This window comes from Pseudoalteromonas phenolica (genome assembly GCF_005886345.1).
Taxonomy (GTDB): Bacteria; Pseudomonadota; Gammaproteobacteria; order Enterobacterales; family Alteromonadaceae; genus Pseudoalteromonas; species Pseudoalteromonas phenolica_A.
Window position 1 is genome coordinate 130,803 of sequence record NZ_PNEC01000021.1, and the last position, 18,877, is coordinate 149,679.

Below are 18,877 nucleotides of genomic sequence, written 5' to 3' on the forward strand. Positions count from 1 at the left end.
TTAAGTGATATACACATCACTATTGTAAAACTGGCAAATATGATACCCTCCTCGCCCGTTTCGGGCTAGTTTTCAGGTTCAAGTAAATGATAAATGAGCAAATCAATTGTAAAAAATTAGACATTAAGCTATCTACTGAGTTAGTTTTTGAGCAATTCGCCCATTTGCCTCACGCAGTTTTATTAGATTCAAGTAACGCGCAACACGAAAATAGCCGTTACGACATCATCAGTTTTGAGCCAAAACACCTCGTCGAAGCGAAAAATAAGCACGTATTTTTGGATGGTAAACAACAAGCGCAAAGTTGTTTTGCCATTATGCAATCACTATTAAGTGATTTATCGAATACACAAGCCGCTGAAAATTTACCTTTTACCGGTGGATGGTTGGGTTACTTTGGTTACGACTTGGGTCGTTATATTGAGTCCATGCCCGAGTTGGCAATCGAAGACATTAATATGCCTGATATGAGTGCAGGTCTATATTTAGATGCACTGATTTTTGATAATCAGACATCCGAGTGGTTTTATGTTTCTCAGCCAAACTTTGATCGCCTTGACACATATTTAGCGGCAATTAACAAACAAGCTGCAAAAGCAGTTCCTTTTAAGCTCACCTCTGAGTGGCAATCGAATCTTGATAAAAGTGCTTATGAAAAACAGTTTGATAAAATTCAAGCTTATTTAAAAAGTGGCGACTGTTATCAAATTAACTTAGCTCAGCGCTTCAGTGCTGAATATAATGGCGCCCCTTGGTCAGCCTATAAAACTCTTAGAGCACACAACAAAGCACCATTTGCTGCTTTTATAAATCACCCTCAAGGGTCTATTTTATCGGTGTCGCCAGAACGCTTTATTCTTGTTGAAGATGGCAAAGTTGAGACTAAACCAATTAAAGGCACACTGCCTAGACTAAAAGAAGCAACAGCCGATAAAGAGCAAGCCGAAATACTAAAGAATAGTCCTAAAGATCGCGCCGAAAATGTGATGATCGTTGACCTTCTTCGTAATGATTTAGGTAAAGTCGCCAAACCGGGTACTGTGACTGTACCTAAACTATTCGATATTGAAAGCTTCCCTGCTGTTCACCACTTAGTCAGCACAGTTCAAAGCGAGCTAGCTGAGGGCAAAACGGCAATTGATCAATTAGAAGCGGCTTTCCCGGGTGGTTCAATCACTGGTGCCCCAAAAATTCGTGCCATGGAAATTATTGAAGAACTCGAGCCTCACCGTCGCAATGTATATTGTGGCTCTATCGGTTATATCAGTGCCTGTGGCAAGATGGACACGTCAATTACTATTCGAACTTTGATATGCAGTGAGGATAAGATTCATTGCTGGGCTGGCGGAGGCATTGTTGCTGATTCAAAAGCCGCATTGGAATACCAAGAAACTTTAGACAAGGTAAACAAAATATTACCTATACTGAGTAATAGCTAAGTAGTAAAACGGGAGGAGCAAATGAAGTTATCTGACATTTTATGTAAATTTAACCTCAGTGCGCCTCTCATTGACTCTGCCCACTTTGAAAATACCAGAGCAAGTGCCGTATTATTGCCCTTGCTTGAGGTCGATAACAAAGCCGCTTTATTATTTTGCAAACGCGCAGCCTACTTAAAACATCACCCTAGCCAAATTTGCTTTCCTGGTGGAAAATTTGAGCAATTTGACCCGTCCTTGCAAGCCACAGCAATACGTGAAACCAATGAAGAGCTGGGTATTTGCCCAAGCCATATCAATTCTATCGGCCAATTACCTACCCATAACACCTTAACAGGCTTTACCATCTCGCCTATTGTCGCAACACTTCAATCTCACGCCTCATGGCACACTAACAGCGATGAGGTGGAACGCGTATTTACAATTTCACTCGAGCGTTTATTTGACGAAAAAAACTGGCGCTCAATAGAAGTACAATTAGGCGGAAAAGCCCGAAAATTCGATATTTTTCCTACTGAGCATGGCCTACTATGGGGCGCGACGGCTAAATTAGTTAAAAACTTTGCGCAACTGGTCAACTAACCACCACTTAGCCAGCGCAAAATAGTTACATTAAAATACTTTAACGTTATGATGTGCGTCCGTTCAAAGGCAATGTTGAGTAGAAGTTTATGATTAGTGCATTTGATATGTTCAGTATCGGGATTGGTCCGTCATCGTCACATACGGTCGGCCCAATGCGCGCTTCACGTCTTTATGTAAAAGATTTACAAGAAAAACAATTAATCGACAAGGTTACTTCTGTCAAAGTAGAGCTATATGGCTCACTTGGTCAAACTGGTGTTGGTCACGGCTCAGGTAAGGCGGTGATTTTAGGCTTAGCAGGTTACGACCCTGAAACCATCGATGCCGATGCAGTGCCTGAAATTTTAGACACCATCGAAAACGAACAAGTTATTTATTTAGATAAAACCCATAAGGCAGCTTTTCCAAAGCAAGGTGCGATCGTTTTCCACCGTCGTAAAACGCTGCCTAAGCATTCCAATGCCATGGAAATTTTTGCGTACTCTGGTGAAGAGCTAATTCATAGCCAGGTTTACTACTCTATCGGCGGCGGTTTTATTGTGACCGAAGAAGCCTTCGATCAAGAAAAACAAGCTGCTCTCGATATTCGCGCAGAAAATCCAGCCCCTTACCCTTTCAATAATGCTCAAGAGTTATTGGATATGTGTAAAGAGACAGGCTTAAGTGTGTCATCTCTAATGATGGCAAACGAAAAAACACTTCGCACGGAAAAAGATATTAAAGACGAACTCTTTAACATCTGGAGTGTTATGAAAGCCTGTATTGAGCGTGGTATGCGTACAGAGGGTATTTTACCGGGCGGCTTAAAAGTAAGACGTCGTGCACCAAGCTTATACTTAAAACTAAACGTTGAAAATAACAACGACCCACTACGTGCAATGGACTGGGTTGATTTATTCGCTCTAGCCGTAAACGAAGAAAACGCAGCTGGCGGCCGTGTAGTAACTGCACCGACAAATGGTGCGGCGGGGATCTTACCTGCAGTATTAATGTACTACCATACATTCATCAAAGAAGTCGATGCCGAAATTGCCACACGTTATTTATTAACCGCTGCTGCGATTGGTATTCTTTATAAAAAGAACGCGTCAATTTCAGGTGCAGAGGTTGGTTGTCAAGGTGAAGTCGGTGTAGCTTGCTCAATGGCAGCAGGTGCGCTTACTGAAATCATGGGCGGCAATGTTGTACACGTTGAAAACGCGGCAGAAATCGGTATGGAACATAACTTAGGTTTAACATGCGACCCGGTTGGTGGTTTAGTTCAAGTCCCTTGTATCGAACGTAACGCTATGGGTGCAGTAAAAGCCATCAATGCTTCACGTCTTGCTATGCGTGGCACGGGCGATCAAAAAGTATCGTTAGATAAGGTTATTAAGACCATGCTTGATACTGGTAACGATATGAAAACCAAATACAAAGAGACTGCACGTGGTGGTCTTGCGGTTAATATTATCGAGTGTTAATAACTGATAATAGCTAGACACAAAAAAGGCTGCAATTGCTGCCTTTTTTCATTTGTGAAAATAATTATTTAACTGGTAATTTAATGTCTTTAAATAACTCATCAACATCGTCTTGATTACGCAGTAAGCTTGCTTTTTCGACCAGCTCTTTAGTTAAATGTGGCGCAAAGCGTTCAATAAAGTCATACATATAACCACGTAAGAAACTGCCTTTTCTAAAGCCTATCTTAGTTGTACTCGCTTCAAATAAATGACTTGCATCAATACAAACCAAGTCGTCATCAGTTTGTGTATCGATTGCCATAGTTGCTAACACACCAACACCTAAGCCTAAACGAACATAAGTCTTGATAACATCAGCATCAGTGGCTGTAAATACGATATGAGGCTCTAGACCATGAGCGTTAAACGCTTTATCAAGTTCTGAACGACCAGTAAAACCAAATACATAAGTGATCAATGGATACTTCGCGATATCTTGAACAGAAATATTCTTACCTAGCTGTGCAAGTGGGTGATCTTTGGTGACCACGATACTTCTATTCCAGTGATAGCAAGGCAACATGACTAAATCACTATAAAGATGCAATGCTTCAGTTGCGATAGCAAAGTCTGCATCACCACGGGCTGCTGCATCCGAAATTTGTTGTGGTGTGCCTTGATGCATATGAAGAGAAACCGCAGGATATTTCTGCATAAAACCTTGTATCACACCAGGCAATGCATAACGAGCTTGAGTATGAGTCGTCGCAATATTTAACTTGCCCTGATCTGGTAAAGTATGCTCATTCGCAACCGCTTTGATCCCTTCTACTTTAGATAGGATTTCTCTGGCGATATTGATGATTTCATTACCTGCTGGGGTAACATGCGTAAGATGCTTACCACTTCTGCCAAAGATTTGAACGCCTAGTTCATCTTCAAGCATACGAACTTGTTTAGAAATACCAGGCTGAGATGTATACAGGCTTTCAGCTGTCGCCGAAACATTAAGATTGTGATTGAGGACTTCTACAATATATTTTAATTGTTGTAATTTCATAATATTTTTATTGTTTTAGTTTTTTCATGAGCAACGGCGTCACGATTGAGCCCTACTGCATTTTGCCCTAGTTTTCTAAGGCTAGCATATTTACTCTCGTTCAGGTAGCAATTGCTAAATTTGTTTATGACTGAACAGAATTTATTTCTTAAACTATAATAAAAAGCTATGAAATAAATGTATTTTTTATCAGATTATCGTGTTGACCTATTCAGTAAAGAATTATTTCATGTAAGATAAAAAATGGTTTCAAAACTTTATGATTGAGAAGTTGCTATGTTTGTTTCGATTATTATTATGCTTATCATTGCTTTGATCATCATTGCCGTATGGGTCAGTGCAATTCAACAGCATAAAGAGAAGCAAGAAGCTGAGCGTCGAAAAGAGCTTGCTAAACAAAAACGTATAATTGAAGAGTCTGAAGACGTCATTGTTAACAGTAGTAACATTCCTATGTCTGAGGTCATGGTCCAAGTGCTACAACGCCGTGTACATGACGCGCTCTCAGTCATGGTGGATCTTTCTCCAACCTCTAGAGAGTTGAAAAACCGTCTTCACGAGTCAAAAGAGCGTATGAGCTCTACGCCTGAAAATATTAATAACTCAGATAACCTAAGTTTACCAGACAGTGATAAACAACTTATTGCTCTTGTTCAAGGTATTAAAAAGTTACGTAGTGTACTTCGCTCAGAGCACTCAAAAGGCAAAGTAGACACTCAAAAATTTGTTGCTGAAGATAGAAGGCTTGAAAAGCTACAACTTAAAATTAATGTTGAAAGCCAAATTAAACGCGGAGTTGCAGCAAGAACAGCAAACATGGTCGGATCGGCACGCCAATATTTTGAAAAGGCCTATGCTACTATTTGTGCAGTCACCTATTCTGATGAGTATGTAACCAATAAAAAGCAACAGTTAGAAGCATACTTAAACGAAATCAGTAATGAATTAAAAGCGTCGAATGAATCGTCTGTAAAACAGAAAAAAGAACAAGAGCAAGACGATTTGGATGTTTTATTTGCACCAAAGAAAAAGTGGTAACACTTTTTCTTTGGTATTAATCAATTTTAACTTAGTGCAAACTTAACTAAAAACAGTACGGTTAGCACCCAAACACTAATCGTTATTTCATCTTTCTTACCACATACCAATTTTACTGCCGTATACGCGATAAAACCTAATGCAATACCATGCGCAATTGAGAATGTCAGTGGTGTCATCAATAAAACGACACTAACCGGGATCGCATCTGTCATATCATCCCAATTCACTAACTTTAAGTTTTGTAGCATTAAAACTGCTACATAAAGAATCGCGCCGGCAGTGGCATAAGCCGGGATCATTTTTGCCAATGGTGCAAAGAAAGTCATTAATAAGAAGCATACACCGACAACAACCGCTGTTAAGCCCGTTCTGCCCCCTACCGACACACCAGATACAGATTCAATATAAGAAGTTGTTGTTGAAGTACCTAACATAGAGCCTGCGATTGTAGCTGTACTATCAGCGGATAACGCGCGGCCTAAACGGGGCATTCTGCCCTGCTCATCAGCTAAGCCTGCTTTTTGGGTGACAGCCACCAATGTGCCTGAAGTATCGAATAGGTCTACAAATAGAAAAGCAAATACAACACTTAACATTGAAAGTTCAAGCGCACCCGCTATATCAAGCTGCATAATAGTCGGGGCAATACTTGGCGGTGCAGAAATAATACCTTGATATTCAATCAAACCTAATGCCCATGCAGTAATCGTTACTATAAAAATACTGATCAGAACGCCACTCTTAACGTCTCTAAACATTAATGCTGCGATAACGAAGAAACTTAAAATAGCCAGTAGCGGGCCTGCACTTGTGATATCGCCTAGTTGAACGAATGTAGCTGGGCTTGCGACAATTATTTCTGCATTTTTTAAAGCGATTAAGGCCAAAAATGCGCCAATACCTGTCGCTATGGCTTGCTTTAAAACCAATGGTATTGCATTAATAATCCACTCTCGCACTTTGAATAAACTTAGAACAAGAAAGATACAACCAGATAAAAACACGGCTCCTAATGCTGACTGCCAGCTATAACCCATACCTAGAACAACACCATAGGTAAAGAAGGCATTCAACCCCATGCCCGGAGCAAGTGCTAGCGGGTAATTCGCCCAAAAACCCATAATAAAGCAACCAATTGCTGCAGCAATACAGGTAGCAACAAAGGCCGCGCCAAAATCCATACCTGTTTGCGCTAACATGGCCGGGTTGACAAAAACGATATAAACCATAGTTAGAAAAGTCGTGAGGCCAGCAATTAACTCTGTTTTCACACTAGAGCCTTGATGCTTGATAGAAAATAGCTTTTCGAGCATAGATGTTTCCATTGGTAAAAGTTAAAAGAAATTTATAATTCTTGTAAAAACGGCGCTATTTTAGCGGTTAATGACAGTGATTAAAAATGCAATTGCTGTTTCTTTTAGCTAAGGTTATTAGTCAGGCCTATTAATCTTTTAGATTCAATTTTTACCGCAGTTTGTTTGGTATATACACAAGGCTGAGGCTAGCTGACTGAGCTCGCAAAGCATGGTTATTCGATGTGAGCCAGTCGATACAGCAGTAGAGATGCTGTGACATAAAAGGTAATAAGGAGGAGCTTTAGCACCTTAATATGAATAATGAAGGCATCTCATTACAAAAAGCTTTAAAAAATAACTGCATAATGACCGTAAAAATATATAATTAGCTAATCATTTGGCAAGAATTTAGCATAACTAAAATTATGGCCAACATGGTCACAAAGTTTTGACTACAATAATATTAAGCTTTTCAAAAATAGGTAGAGTATGGATAAATCGCCAGATAATAGTGCGGCGCATCACGACTTAGAGCAACAGCTATTTAATGTGCTTGAGTTTGTTACAACACCTCCTAATGGTGAGTTGCGCTATCCAAAAGAGCATGATTCTGTCACTGCTTTTAAAAAGGGGTTGTACTACCTACAAGAAAAATCTTATCCGCTGGCAACAAAGTGGCTTCGCATGGCAGCTATGTCAGGAGATAACAAAGCACAGTTTTATTTAGGACTGATGTTTATAAAAGGGCAAGGTGTGCCTCAGAGTGCATTTCATGCCATGGCTTGGTTATCACTTGCTCAAAGCCAAGGTGTGGAGGCTGCTACCGCAGTCATCGAACAAATTAAACCGCATTTAACAACGAAAAGAATCAAAGACGCACAATGCTACGCTGCCACGCTGTACGAGCAAATACATCAATTACAATTCCAGTCTAGTTAAGTCTATTTTCTTCATACAGTAGTTTTATACAGTGTTCACTGTAAAAACCACTGTATGAAACTACTGTGTAAAAACAATGTGACTCTATCCACCCTTAAATAAAACCTATAAGTTATTGTATTATAGACACTTATAAACAAACCACATAAAGACTGATTAAAAAAGTAACATTTATCCTTGCAATAAAACACTGTATAAACTACTGTATATAAATACTGTATAAAAAACCAGTGAGATGATTATGTTACAGACAAACGCAGTTTTACCAAACTCAGTAAAAAAAGTAGATACCGCAAATGCAGTAAACTTTGTTGAAACACCTGATGAGATTTGTGCCAGTCTTGAATTACTTAAGATCATTCACAAATGTAATCACAAGCAAGGTTGGACACTTTTAATTGCACCTGACCATATCCCAAATAAAGATATGCTTGAAGCCAGTTCGATAGACTCAAGTAAATTATTAGTGATCAGAAAAAAACACATCGTTGATTTAGAATATGTACTAAATTCAGCGTTAAATAATGGCAATTTTGCAGCGGTAATTACATGGACTGGTATTACGAATTCAGAGCTGCTTTCACAAATGCACTTAAGCCAAACAGATATCTCGCTATACTGTTTTACTGAAACCAGCAGCAAAGCGTGTACAATAGAGCGCATAGCAAGTTAATAAAAGATTTTCTTATGTGTTACTGTTCTAAAACTCAACCTTATGAATCATGCTGCAATGTGTTCATTACAAAGCAACAGTTACCTGAAACAGCAGAGCAGCTTATGCGCTCTCGTTACAGTGCTTATGCGACTAATAATGCACAGTATATACTTGAGACTTATGCCAAATCTGAGCAAAGTAATCACAGCCTTGAAGACATCGCTGCATTCGCTTCATTTGCCAATTTTATCAAACTCGAGATCGTCGCAACAAACACTGAACCTGAGTTTGATTATGTTGAGTTTAAAGCACATTATTTGGCAGACGGAAAACATTGCCAAATACATGAGGTTTCAAGATTCATTAAAGAAGAAGGGGCATGGCGTTACTTAGATGGCCAACTATATGATGTGCCTGAGTTAAAAGTATCTAGAAATGATCCTTGCCCCTGTGACAGTGGCAAAAAATTTAAGAAGTGTCATGCTGGCTGATTTAGACCGCACTCAAGTTCACTTACTATCATCTCACATTAGGCGGACAACTGAACCGCCTTTTGCATTTCTCCACTTGCTAGTTGATCATAAAAACCCGCAGCATCTATTTTGGGTTTATCTATCTCTAATGCGCCAGCTCTTTGAGCGAAAATTTTAGCCTGCACAGTAGGTTCACAATTATCAATAATAGCTAACTCAATGTGTTTCTTATCGTCTCTGATATGTAAAGGTTCTGGCGAAAGACAATGTCTTAATCTTAGTTCTGTAAGCCCTTGCTCAAGGAGAAGTCGGCTATTACTTTGCCCTATGGTCATATCAAAAGTTGTGGGAGCCATTTGTTGTTGCGGACCAAGATTTAACTCTTTTTTTAACGCTGCTTCACTTCTGTCTGGTTCAATTAATTCTGACTCTGGTAAATGAAATTCACTGAAATCTAGCGCGTTTGGTGAAAGCATTGCTAAACAAAGCGCAAAGTCAGCACGACGATCTTGTGCCACGCTTTTTGCTAGCGTGTCACCAAGCTGATGCTCCTTGTTTAAAATGTGCTCTAATTGCATAGAGTTTCACCGATTATATTAAAAGTTATATTTTTATCGGCATTTTTTAAATTTTCTTTAGTTGTTTTCTTTACTTAATAAAAAACTTTGTTATTATCAGCGCCGTTGTTTAGGAGGGGTTCCCGAGCGGCCAAAGGGATCAGACTGTAAATCTGACGGCTCTGCCTTCGCTGGTTCGAATCCAGCTCCCTCCACCATAACAACACATTACAACTTGGAGGGGTTCCCGAGCGGCCAAAGGGATCAGACTGTAAATCTGACGGCTCTGCCTTCGCTGGTTCGAATCCAGCTCCCTCCACCAAGTTGTACAAAATTAGATATCCCCTATGGAGGGGTTCCCGAGCGGCCAAAGGGATCAGACTGTAAATCTGACGGCTCTGCCTTCGCTGGTTCGAATCCAGCTCCCTCCACCACTTCTCTATTTCATAAATTTTATTCAATCATCAGGCTTTTGCCATTTACCTTAAACCACCTCCTAGCTTGTTTATGTGCTTGAAAATGCTTTTCTACAATCGCCCAAAAATGTGCATTATGAGCCAATACATGACAATGTGCTAACTCATGAACAATTACGTAATTAATCATGTGTTTTGGTGCGCCGAGTAACAAACAATTAAATGTCAGTGCTTTTTTACTACTGCAACTTCCCCAACGGCTTTTATACTCTCTAACTTTAATTGACGATATTGAGCATTTCATGGCCTCAGCATATTGGGTTAAGTGCTCATCTAGATATTTAGCAAGTTCGTTTACTAAAAGTTGAATTAGCGTTGCACGTAGCCTTTTTGCATTTTCAGTTAAAGATTGAGGTAAAAAGATCATTTTCTTTTGGTGACATATCGAGCTTGTGCTTACAGCGTCTACTACTATTTGATAATGAACGCCGAAAATTAACAATGTTCTGCTACTCATTGGATTCTGAAGGCTCGGGGCATCCAATAACTTGAGCTGTTGTTGCTTTACCCAAGGCTGCTTTGTCGCTAGCCATTGTCGCATGGAAACATGACACACATTTTCAGGTGCTAAAACCATAACATGCTCTGGTGTAACCTTAATTGCGACTGTTTTTCTTCGCTTACTTAGCTTTAATTGATAATCAAACATTTACAAATTTTTTTTTTACTTCACATTCAATACCATAAATTTACTGCTACCTTTAGTGTATTGAACCTAAAAGGGGTGAGCTTATGGCTGACAAACCTACATGCCAATATCAATCTCCCGATGGCCATAAATGCCAAGAAATCGATATGGGTTCTGGTCTTTGCTTTTGGCATGATGCAAAGTTCGATAAAAGTGGGCTTGAATTATCGCAAAAACTCGAGCGCTATGCCAAGCGAGGCGGTCTACTTCAGGGTCTTGAATTAAAAAGAGCTAACTTAGAAGGCATTAATTTAGTCAAGCACAATGATCACCAAGGCTATGATTTATCTTATAGCAACTTCTATCGAGCCAATTTACGTGGTGCTCATTTATTCAATAACAAAATTGAGCATGCTTCATTAATGAAAGCAGATCTGCATGATGCAAACCTACACTGCTGCAAGCTCTCTAACACCAACTTATTAGGCATAAAACTAAACAACACGCGAATCGATAACATAGATTTGAGCGGCAAATTGCAGCAAGAGAATGAAGCTGCACTAGCAGAAAAAGAAAAACTTAAAGATGATGCAGCCGATTTCTACCTACAGTCAGAAGAAACCTATCGCACGCTCAGAAAAGGCGCAGAACAACAAGGTTTGTTCGAAATGGCGGGGAATTATACTTATAAAGAATTACGCATGCGCCATTATCAATATCCTAAGCATTCTCAAAAACGCTTTATGAGTGCAGCCGTCGACTTACTTTGTGGTTATGGAGAAAAACCCGCAAATGTCATCCGGTTTAGCCTAACAATGATAGTTGTATGTGCTTTTTTGTATTTTATGTTTGGGATCAGCTATCAAGATAAAATACTCTCTATTAACTTTTCTAATTCTTTTGTCGAGAATATCAGTGCATTACTTAATAGTATTTATTTTAGCGTAGTTACTTTTACTACATTAGGATATGGCGATATTACACCTATCGGGTTTTCACGTTTCATTGCAACCATAGAAGCATTTACTGGTAGCTTCTCATTGGCTTTATTCGTAGTGATTTTTGTAAAGAGAATGACACGTTAAACATGCCATCCTCTTTGATGAAACTGCTATTCATCTTTAGGCCAATTATAAGGCACACTGGGTACGTTTATACCTCTTGCGGCTAAAGCTTCAGGGACTGCTAAACTCGTATCACTTGACCCCCAAAGGTCATTTGTGAAAATTAAACTGCTATCTTCTAGCGTGTTATCGCCTAATACATCACTTAAATCTATATCAAATACAAAACTGCCTGTTCCGTCATAATCACAACTTGTTGTTGGGGCGTACTCTATATTTGCTCGATGCTCTGTACCAATGTAAACACCTAGACCGCTGTCATACTCAAAAAACTGGCGTTGCGTTTTTGAAATCAATGTATGACTCGCCCCAGGTCCTGCCCAATTACAAATAAAGCCTTGGATCCAACCATCAGTATCAGTTACTTGCTCACCGTAACCAAAGTGCGCTTCGCCATTATCTAAACTTGTATCATTGAAGCCGATGTTAAAAATACGGCTATGAGAATCATTGACCCCGGCTTGCCAAACATAACTATAACTGCCAGACAAAGACGTTAAATCAAAGTCAGCCCCTAAGATTGCAAAGTTTTCACTCCAACCATCACTGTTTGAACTGCTGTAAGTATTGTCAACATCCACTAAGCCATTGGCGTTATAAATATTATTCACACTATGGCCACATAAGGTTGCATTACGAAGTTGTAAATTCATCTCATCATCGGCTCTGTTATAACTTAAAGAAGCAGCAAAGGTTCTTTCATTTTGGCTGCAGTTAAATCCCGGCCACGAAATACCTGCAACACCCTCTTTGCCTTCAACACTGTACTGTAACAAGCCTGTATAGTTTGTTTCCTCATCTGACGGCGTATGTGTCATAGAAATAGTGATGCGATAATCATCCCCAGAAACTTGATAATCCAATTCTGAAGCATAAACCCAAATACCTGATGACAATGAAATTGTAGCTGAATCAAACGTAACATCTGTTATGCCTTGAGCATTCATATAAGTGGTTAAATCAATACTTGCACCGTCTTCAGGTAAGGACTCCCCTTCACTATCAGCAACACTGATAAAACTTGCAATAACCATTAAAGCCATTTGAGTTTGTGATTCAATACCACTGAGTAATGCATTGACCTGAGCAACTGAGCACGCATTCCCACTGCTGTCTTCAGCTAGCCATAAACCTAGATCACCGCTTGGCAGTGTGCCTGAAGCGCTTGCAGAGCTGGCGGCTTCGGGGTGATCTTGGTATTTCAACTGTGGACCAAAACAATCAGCATTAATACTGACTCGATAGAACTCTGTAACATCAAATGCATCTGAAATAGCTAATTCACCCTCTAAAATCTGGCCTATCTGCTCTGTCGCTTCGAAATAGCTTGGAACACTGGGGCCATAAAATGCAGTGCTTGGAGCATAACCCATTCCTTTAGTAGACTGAGCCTGATTGACCTTAGTCGCAAAGGGTGAAGAGACCATTAAACTTTTCGGAAAACGTAGCCCTTTAGAAACACTTTCATCAGTTTGATTTGTTTGTGTATCGGATTGAGTATCTGAAGTAGTTTGAGTTTCAGAAGAAGTTTGAGTTGGAGTCGATGTTTGTTCTGGGCTCTGTGTTTCAGAAGAACTCCCAGAGCCGCATCCAACCAAACTCAATAACGTAAAACTAACTATCGGTAAGTACACTTTCATATCGCAAACTCCTATGTTGAATATATATCAACAATTAGCAAAGCTTGGTGAAAATGCAAAATTGTGAATTATAAATTGTAAAATTTACTATTCACACGTTAGTAAAGTTTATCTTGAGCAATCTGTGTCTTAGCTATGGTAATTTAAGTTATACGCCCCGCACGCCTTCAAAACCTCACACAAACAATTACAGTTTCTTACAAAGAAAATAGTAAAAAACCGCTACATGCGGCTTTTTACTTTATTCGTTGCTGGGCTACTTGCAGGGTCATCGGGCCAGAAATGTTTCGGGTAACGACCTTTCATTTCCTTTTGAACTTCTTTATAACTATTAGACCAAAAATGCGCTAAATCTTGAGTTAGTTGCAACGGACGCTGTGCGGGTGACAACAATTCCATTAATAGTGGTAGTCGACCTTCACACAGTTTTGGGGTTTCTAGCATACCGAAAACTTCTTGCATCCTTACACTCAATTTAGCTGGTCCATCGGCTTGATATGTGAGTTTTATATTGGAGCCTGAAGGGACTTTTATTCGCAACGGTAAATATTGCTCTAATAACTGCTGTTGAGACCATTCTAGACAACTTAATAAGGCATCTTTGAAAGGTAGTTTTTTTAACCCTTCAATTTGCTTTGCCTGATCCAAATAGGGGGTAAGCCAAGTTAGGTCTCTGAGCAATGCTTGCTCTGAAAGCAGTTTGAATGAATCGGGATAATGCTGACATGCAAGAGAAAACCGAGTAAGTAACTGCTCACACTCAACATAATCATTGAAAATACTAAAACCTTGAGTTCTTAACAATGTCAGCCAAGCCTGTGTACGCACTTCAGTATTGAGTTCGTTCTTACTGGGTGCAGAACTTAACACGATTTGCCCGAGCATTTTTCTGTCTTCGTGCAAAAATTTACTTAGCTTGTTATCGAACTCACATATTGTTTTGTCTGTGATTAAAAAAGGTAAATAATTTTCGATTTCTTCTAAAGCAAAAGGAACTGCTTCAAACACCTGCGCGCCTTGTTTACCCCCTAAAGAAACTATGGCTAGAAACTCTGCACTTGGCCATTGTTGCTCATACACCTTTACCCCTGCACCATTTGCCATTAAGAAGCCTTGGCCTCTTCGTTTAGCTAGTCTGTCTGGATAGGCTAATGCAACCAAAAGCCCAATGTAAGAAGTCGGTAGGTCTGTTAATTTGTCAGTTTTTAAGCGGCGACACCAATGTTGGTAGCTTTGTTTGAAATTAGAGCTTGGTTTAGCCAATTGTTTCGCTAACGAAATCGCAATATCGCTATCTAATGCCTTACCTTGCTCCCACATGCTGATTAAGGCACAAGCCAACGAAGTTAAGCCGTTTATTTGTGCCTCTAATTCTCGCGCTTTTATTAGCATGTGTGCATGTCTAGGCTCAGTCCCAAAGCTATGAATTTGCGTACCCAGTTTTGTTAATTTGCCATGTTCATCTAGCGCTTCTAACATCTGTAAAAGTTTTATCGCTTTATTAATTTGCGCATCAGACGGTTGATCCAACAAAGGTAAGTCATTTACTTCACAACCCCAAACCTTGGCTTCTAGTAATAAGCTGCTGATGTCTGATGTCTTAATTTGCGGTAAATCATGTGTCACTCGTCGCTCAAAGTGAGCCTTTTCTCCGAGGCGGTAAACGACCCCAGGTTCGATACGCCCTGCGCGACCAGCACGTTGAACTGCTGAAGCTTTTGAGATTGAATGAGTTTCTAATTCACTAACACCTGTGTTTAAGTTATAAACCGCAGCACGTTTTTTACCACAATCAACAACGACACGGATCCCTTCAATAGTCAAAGAGGTTTCTGCTACATTGGTTGTTAAAACGACTTTCCTTCGTCCACTTGGTGCCGGCGCTATCGCATTTTGCTGCTGGGCTTTGTTTTGCTCTCCAAATAATGAAACAATATCAATATTGCTATCTAGATTATCCAAATTCTGAGCCACAAAGTTAATTTCTTTCTGCCCAGGTAAGAACACCAAAATGCTACCTGACTGTTCATCAATTGCACGTTTAACAAGGCTCGGCATTGCTGCTAACCAATCACTTTCTTTTCGAAGTGGTGAATAAATTTCTTCTATTGGATAACTTCTCCCTTCAGAGCTAATTAAAGGGCAATTTAAAAAGGTTTGATAACGCGCTGAATCTAAGGTTGCAGACATAACTAAGATTTTTAGATCATCTCTCAAACCAGATTGACTTTCGAGTGATAAAGCAAGTGCTGTATCCGCTTGTAAAGAGCGCTCATGAAATTCATCAAAGATAAGTAGATCAATACCGTCTAATTCCGGGTCTTGCTGCAGCATGCGTGTTAAGACCCCTTCGGTGACAATCTCTAAACGAGTCTGTGCACTGATTTTCGCTTCTTGTTTAATTCTGAGACCGACCTGTTCACCGACAGCCTCCCCCAATTGAGAGGCTAAAAATGTTGCAATATTGCGTGCTGCTAGTCTTCTTGGCTCTAACATGACAATTTTTTTATATTGTCCTGATTGCATTAATTGCATTGGCAGCCAAGTTGACTTACCCGCACCAGGTGGCGCTTTTAATAATACCGTGGGGTGAGATATGAGAGATTCGTTAAGTTGTGAATAAACCGACTCTATTGGCTGCACTAGTACGCTCTTTGTGACAAACTTTTTGCCAAGTTTATCATGTTAAAGCGACTTTATAATATCTTCACGATTTGAGATTGCTTTTAACTTACGTTGCGTAATTAGGGCTCGTGTATCTCGTAAAATTGATTTTGCATCAAAAGGCTCATGATCGACCAGCCCTGTCGCACCAACCCAAGCATTCCGCCCTCCATTTTTCGCTAGATATAAGCAGAAGTCTGCCAGTTCAATTGTTTGCTCCCAATCTAAAATTGATTTGTCGGGAACTAGCGGAATAGGTGTAAAACCAAATGAAGCTGTCACAGAAATACGCTCGTTGTTCGCAGTAAAATCATACTCTTCAATATTTAGTCTGATCCGTTCAAGAATTTCCGCAGCTGCCTTTCGAGAAATGTTCGGCATAATCAGCAAGAACTCTTCTCCACCCCAGCGGATTACAACGTCATTTTGCCTAATCGTACTCTTTAGCACTTTAACAAACGACTTCAGCACCACATCACCCGCGCTGTGCCCATAACTGTCATTGATTTGCTTAAAGTGGTCGATATCTATCAAACACATAATAGTTGACTCTGAGAAATTCCCCTGAGGTAAATACTCGTCAATATGCGTAAATAAAAAGTGGCGATTGAAAGAGTTCGTTAAACTATCGGTGTAGCTTAATGTTTGTAGTTGTTTATTTCTTAGCGCCAGTTCCTGAGTTCGCTCAGCAACTTGCTGCTCTAAAATGTTTAATGTGCGTTTACTTTGCCAACGCCAGTACATAAAAAACAAAAAGGTAAAAAGCAGTACAACAATGAGAATAATACGTTGCTGGGTAAGCGCAGTATTTTCGATTGCCTGTTTTTGTTGCATAATCTGCTGCTGCTTTATCGCATTTTCTTTTTCTAGCAAAGTCAGCTGCTGCTTCTGCTGCTCAAAATCAAATTTGGCCTCTAATTGAAGGAGTTTGTTGTTTCTCTTCTGAAGGTCTAATGCCTTTTGTGTAAATGCAAAACGCTTCAAATATAAATGAGCCCATTGATAATCTTGAATTTGAGCAAAACTCGACGCCAAAGTATGTTGTAATTCGGCTTGCTGCTCTAAGAAACGGGTATGAAAAGTACTCTTTAACGCATCTTGCGCAGTTAAAATTGCTTTTACAAACAGACCAGCCTGTAAATAAACCTTTGCTTGTAGAACTTTAATTATCAATTGGGTGTATTGGTATTGATTGCCAATATTGTAATGAGCAATCTGATCTAGTAAGTCTTGTGCCTCAATATGCTCACCGAGCCTCAGTTTAACTTTTGCTTTTTCAATTAATAGCTCAACAAAAACATCCTTATTGGCATTCGACTTATTTATTGCACTATCAAGCACATAAAGCGCTTGTAAATAGCTGCCTTGATGAAAATAAATACGTGATTTCCATAAATTTATTTTTGCTTTCAAACGGCTCACCGCTGGTAATTGCGCCATCAACAAATCAATTTTTTGCATTTTTTCATTGGCTTGTTTAAAACGCTCCAGTGACACTTCTAAACCAACAATTGATAAATATACTTTTATTAGTAAGCCTGGATCTTGCAATTCCATAGCAATATCCAAAGCGGCTTGATTTAACGTTAAGCTTTCTCGGTAATCTCCATAACGATGTTTTAGAAGCGCTACCAGCAAAAGTGCCTCGGCTTGCACACTTTTATTATCTATGGCTTGAGCCTCTTGCTCTAAAGATTTTAAATTTGGAAGTAGCTTTAAATCATAGGTGGCTAAAACTGCTTTTTTATAAATTTCTAGCTTTGCTGGCAGCTCAGCAAAACGCTTAGTCTGCAATTTTGTCGTCGAGGTGCTTTTACTTAAAGCTTCGAAGCCATAAAAGAAAAACAGTAATGCAAAAAACGTTTGAAAACATTTACTCATTTTTGCCCCGGATTTAACATCTGTATATTTATTGTTTGCCAATCCGTGACCTTCTCATTTATGAAACCTGACTGCTTTAACGCTTTTTCTATCGTGCCATTTTCTCGCAAAATCGCTAAACCTTTATTTAATGCCTCAAATACCGCTTTTCCTTCTGGGTGACGCTTACTGACTACAAAATGTCTTGAATCAGGTAAAAAAACCTTCAAATTATTAATTGGAACATAAAGCCTATTTTCGAAGTTTAATTCAAGGGTTTCGCTTACACTAAAATTAATCAACATGGTATCGACAACGTTGGTTTCAACCATCTCTAACATGGTTTCCCAAGGACCTATAAAGCTGACTATGTTCAATTCCGTATTATGTAAAGCTCGCCAATCTACTTTCCACCTTGGATTAGCAACTACTGTTAAGTTATCCAGTTGGTTTTTTTGAATGTTATGAAGGTGAAGGTTACGCTTTGCCACATATAAACCAGCTTCATATTCACCAAACTTAACAAGGGGTTCACTGACATAGAGTGAGCCCCGATAATCGAGAATATCTTCATGCCAAACTGAGCGTGCCAAAATAAGGCTGTCGCCAGAAATCAAATCTGAATATTCTAAAATGTTTACTGAGGGTTTCGGGTTAAAAACAATCGGTTTATCTATTCCACCTAGAATTAGGGCTTGCTGTAAAAGGATCATTTCAACAATTTCTATGTGAGAGCCTTTAGTCGTTGCATGAAAGTCATTAACTTCTTGGACTGAACGACCATTTAAGAAATTTTGATATCTATGTGTGAAGTTTTCACTTTGAATGATGTCTATCACCATAGGAGGTTTAGCAAACCCTAAAGAAGAGAAAAGCAAGGACAGGACTAAGAAGATATACCGCATAGATAACACCATCACACTCGTGCAGACTATGCACTTTTTGTGAACATTATATGAGCGACAGCATTAAGATCAATAAATTTAATGCAAAAGG

16 protein-coding genes and 3 tRNA genes are annotated in these 18,877 nt (G+C 39.4%); 11 read left to right on the forward strand and 8 right to left on the reverse strand.

What is annotated here, in order from left to right:
- Positions 1-86 precede the first annotated feature (86 nt).
- The 3 genes from pabB (at position 87) to CWB72_RS10255 (ending at position 3,487) form a co-directional block, all read left to right on the forward strand.
- Entirely contained in the window at positions 87-1,439 is a 1,353-nt protein-coding gene (gene pabB / locus CWB72_RS10245) for an aminodeoxychorismate synthase component I (RefSeq protein ID WP_138631127.1), read from the forward strand.
- Positions 1,440-1,460: 21 nt separating this feature from the next.
- Complete coding sequence (locus tag CWB72_RS10250; RefSeq protein ID WP_138631129.1) at positions 1,461-2,021, forward strand: CoA pyrophosphatase; 561 nt, start codon at positions 1,461-1,463, stop codon at positions 2,019-2,021.
- An 89-nt stretch (positions 2,022-2,110) separates the two neighbouring features.
- Positions 2,111-3,487 carry an L-serine ammonia-lyase gene (locus tag CWB72_RS10255; protein WP_138631131.1) on the forward strand — a complete coding sequence of 459 codons (1,377 nt, stop codon included), beginning with the start codon at positions 2,111-2,113 and terminating at the stop codon, positions 3,485-3,487.
- A gap of 64 nt (positions 3,488-3,551) precedes the next feature.
- On the opposite strand, the gene cysB is transcribed toward CWB72_RS10255, so the two are convergent.
- Positions 3,552-4,529 (reverse strand): HTH-type transcriptional regulator CysB, encoded by a 978-nt coding sequence (gene cysB, locus CWB72_RS10260; RefSeq protein ID WP_130255915.1) that lies wholly within the window; start codon positions 4,527-4,529, stop codon positions 3,552-3,554.
- A gap of 276 nt (positions 4,530-4,805) precedes the next feature.
- Between cysB and CWB72_RS10265 the strand changes: the two genes are divergently transcribed.
- On the forward strand, positions 4,806-5,567 hold the full coding sequence (locus tag CWB72_RS10265) for a hypothetical protein (RefSeq protein ID WP_138565917.1): 762 nt from the start codon (positions 4,806-4,808) through the stop codon (positions 5,565-5,567).
- Between the two features lie 26 nt (positions 5,568-5,593).
- On the opposite strand, the gene CWB72_RS10270 is transcribed toward CWB72_RS10265, so the two are convergent.
- Positions 5,594-6,883, reverse strand: a complete 1,290-nt coding sequence (locus CWB72_RS10270) for an NCS2 family permease (protein ID WP_138631133.1) — start codon at positions 6,881-6,883, stop codon at positions 5,594-5,596.
- A gap of 471 nt (positions 6,884-7,354) precedes the next feature.
- On the opposite strand from CWB72_RS10270, the gene CWB72_RS10275 reads away from it, so the two are divergent.
- The 3 genes from CWB72_RS10275 to CWB72_RS10285 all read left to right on the forward strand — a co-directional run bounded on the left by CWB72_RS10275 (position 7,355) and on the right by CWB72_RS10285 (position 8,950).
- Complete coding sequence (locus CWB72_RS10275) at positions 7,355-7,804, forward strand: tetratricopeptide repeat protein (protein WP_130255912.1); 450 nt, start codon at positions 7,355-7,357, stop codon at positions 7,802-7,804.
- Positions 7,805-8,045: 241 nt separating this feature from the next.
- On the forward strand, positions 8,046-8,477 hold the full coding sequence (locus CWB72_RS10280) for a SulA-like leucine-rich domain-containing protein (RefSeq protein WP_138631134.1): 432 nt from the start codon (positions 8,046-8,048) through the stop codon (positions 8,475-8,477).
- Positions 8,478-8,536: 59 nt separating this feature from the next.
- Positions 8,537-8,950, forward strand: a complete 414-nt coding sequence (locus CWB72_RS10285; RefSeq protein WP_240700967.1) for a YchJ family protein — start codon at positions 8,537-8,539, stop codon at positions 8,948-8,950.
- A gap of 38 nt (positions 8,951-8,988) precedes the next feature.
- Here CWB72_RS10285 and CWB72_RS10290 read toward each other — a convergent pair whose 3' ends face one another.
- Entirely contained in the window at positions 8,989-9,510 is a 522-nt protein-coding gene (locus CWB72_RS10290; protein ID WP_138631136.1) for a VC2046/SO_2500 family protein, read from the reverse strand.
- 112 nt (positions 9,511-9,622) lie between these two features.
- On the opposite strand from CWB72_RS10290, the gene CWB72_RS10295 reads away from it, so the two are divergent.
- The 3 genes from CWB72_RS10295 to CWB72_RS10305 all read left to right on the forward strand — a co-directional run bounded on the left by CWB72_RS10295 (position 9,623) and on the right by CWB72_RS10305 (position 9,923).
- Positions 9,623-9,707 (forward strand) — tRNA-Tyr (locus tag CWB72_RS10295).
- Positions 9,708-9,726: 19 nt separating this feature from the next.
- A tRNA-Tyr gene (locus tag CWB72_RS10300) sits at positions 9,727-9,811 on the forward strand.
- 27 nt (positions 9,812-9,838) lie between these two features.
- Positions 9,839-9,923 (forward strand) — tRNA-Tyr (locus tag CWB72_RS10305).
- Positions 9,924-9,942: 19 nt separating this feature from the next.
- Here the strand turns inward: CWB72_RS10305 and CWB72_RS10310 are convergent.
- On the reverse strand, positions 9,943-10,614 hold the full coding sequence (locus CWB72_RS10310) for a M48 family metallopeptidase (protein ID WP_138631138.1): 672 nt from the start codon (positions 10,612-10,614) through the stop codon (positions 9,943-9,945).
- 83 nt (positions 10,615-10,697) lie between these two features.
- On the opposite strand from CWB72_RS10310, the gene CWB72_RS10315 reads away from it, so the two are divergent.
- Complete coding sequence (locus tag CWB72_RS10315) at positions 10,698-11,678, forward strand: ion channel (protein WP_138631140.1); 981 nt, start codon at positions 10,698-10,700, stop codon at positions 11,676-11,678.
- A gap of 26 nt (positions 11,679-11,704) precedes the next feature.
- Here the strand turns inward: CWB72_RS10315 and CWB72_RS10320 are convergent, their stop codons facing one another.
- The 4 genes from CWB72_RS10320 to CWB72_RS10335 form a co-directional block, all read right to left on the reverse strand.
- On the reverse strand, positions 11,705-13,357 hold the full coding sequence (locus tag CWB72_RS10320; protein WP_138631142.1) for a hypothetical protein: 1,653 nt from the start codon (positions 13,355-13,357) through the stop codon (positions 11,705-11,707).
- Positions 13,358-13,579: 222 nt separating this feature from the next.
- Positions 13,580-16,000, reverse strand: a complete 2,421-nt coding sequence (hrpB, locus tag CWB72_RS10325; RefSeq protein WP_138631144.1) for an ATP-dependent helicase HrpB — start codon at positions 15,998-16,000, stop codon at positions 13,580-13,582.
- A 42-nt stretch (positions 16,001-16,042) separates the two neighbouring features.
- Positions 16,043-17,902, reverse strand: coding sequence for a GGDEF domain-containing protein (locus CWB72_RS10330; RefSeq protein ID WP_138631146.1), 1,860 nt, complete (start codon positions 17,900-17,902; stop codon positions 16,043-16,045).
- Positions 17,899-18,786, reverse strand: coding sequence for a hypothetical protein (locus CWB72_RS10335; protein WP_138631148.1), 888 nt, complete (start codon positions 18,784-18,786; stop codon positions 17,899-17,901). Before CWB72_RS10335 ends, CWB72_RS10330 begins: the two co-directional genes overlap by 4 nt.
- Positions 18,787-18,877: the final 91 nt, after the last annotated feature.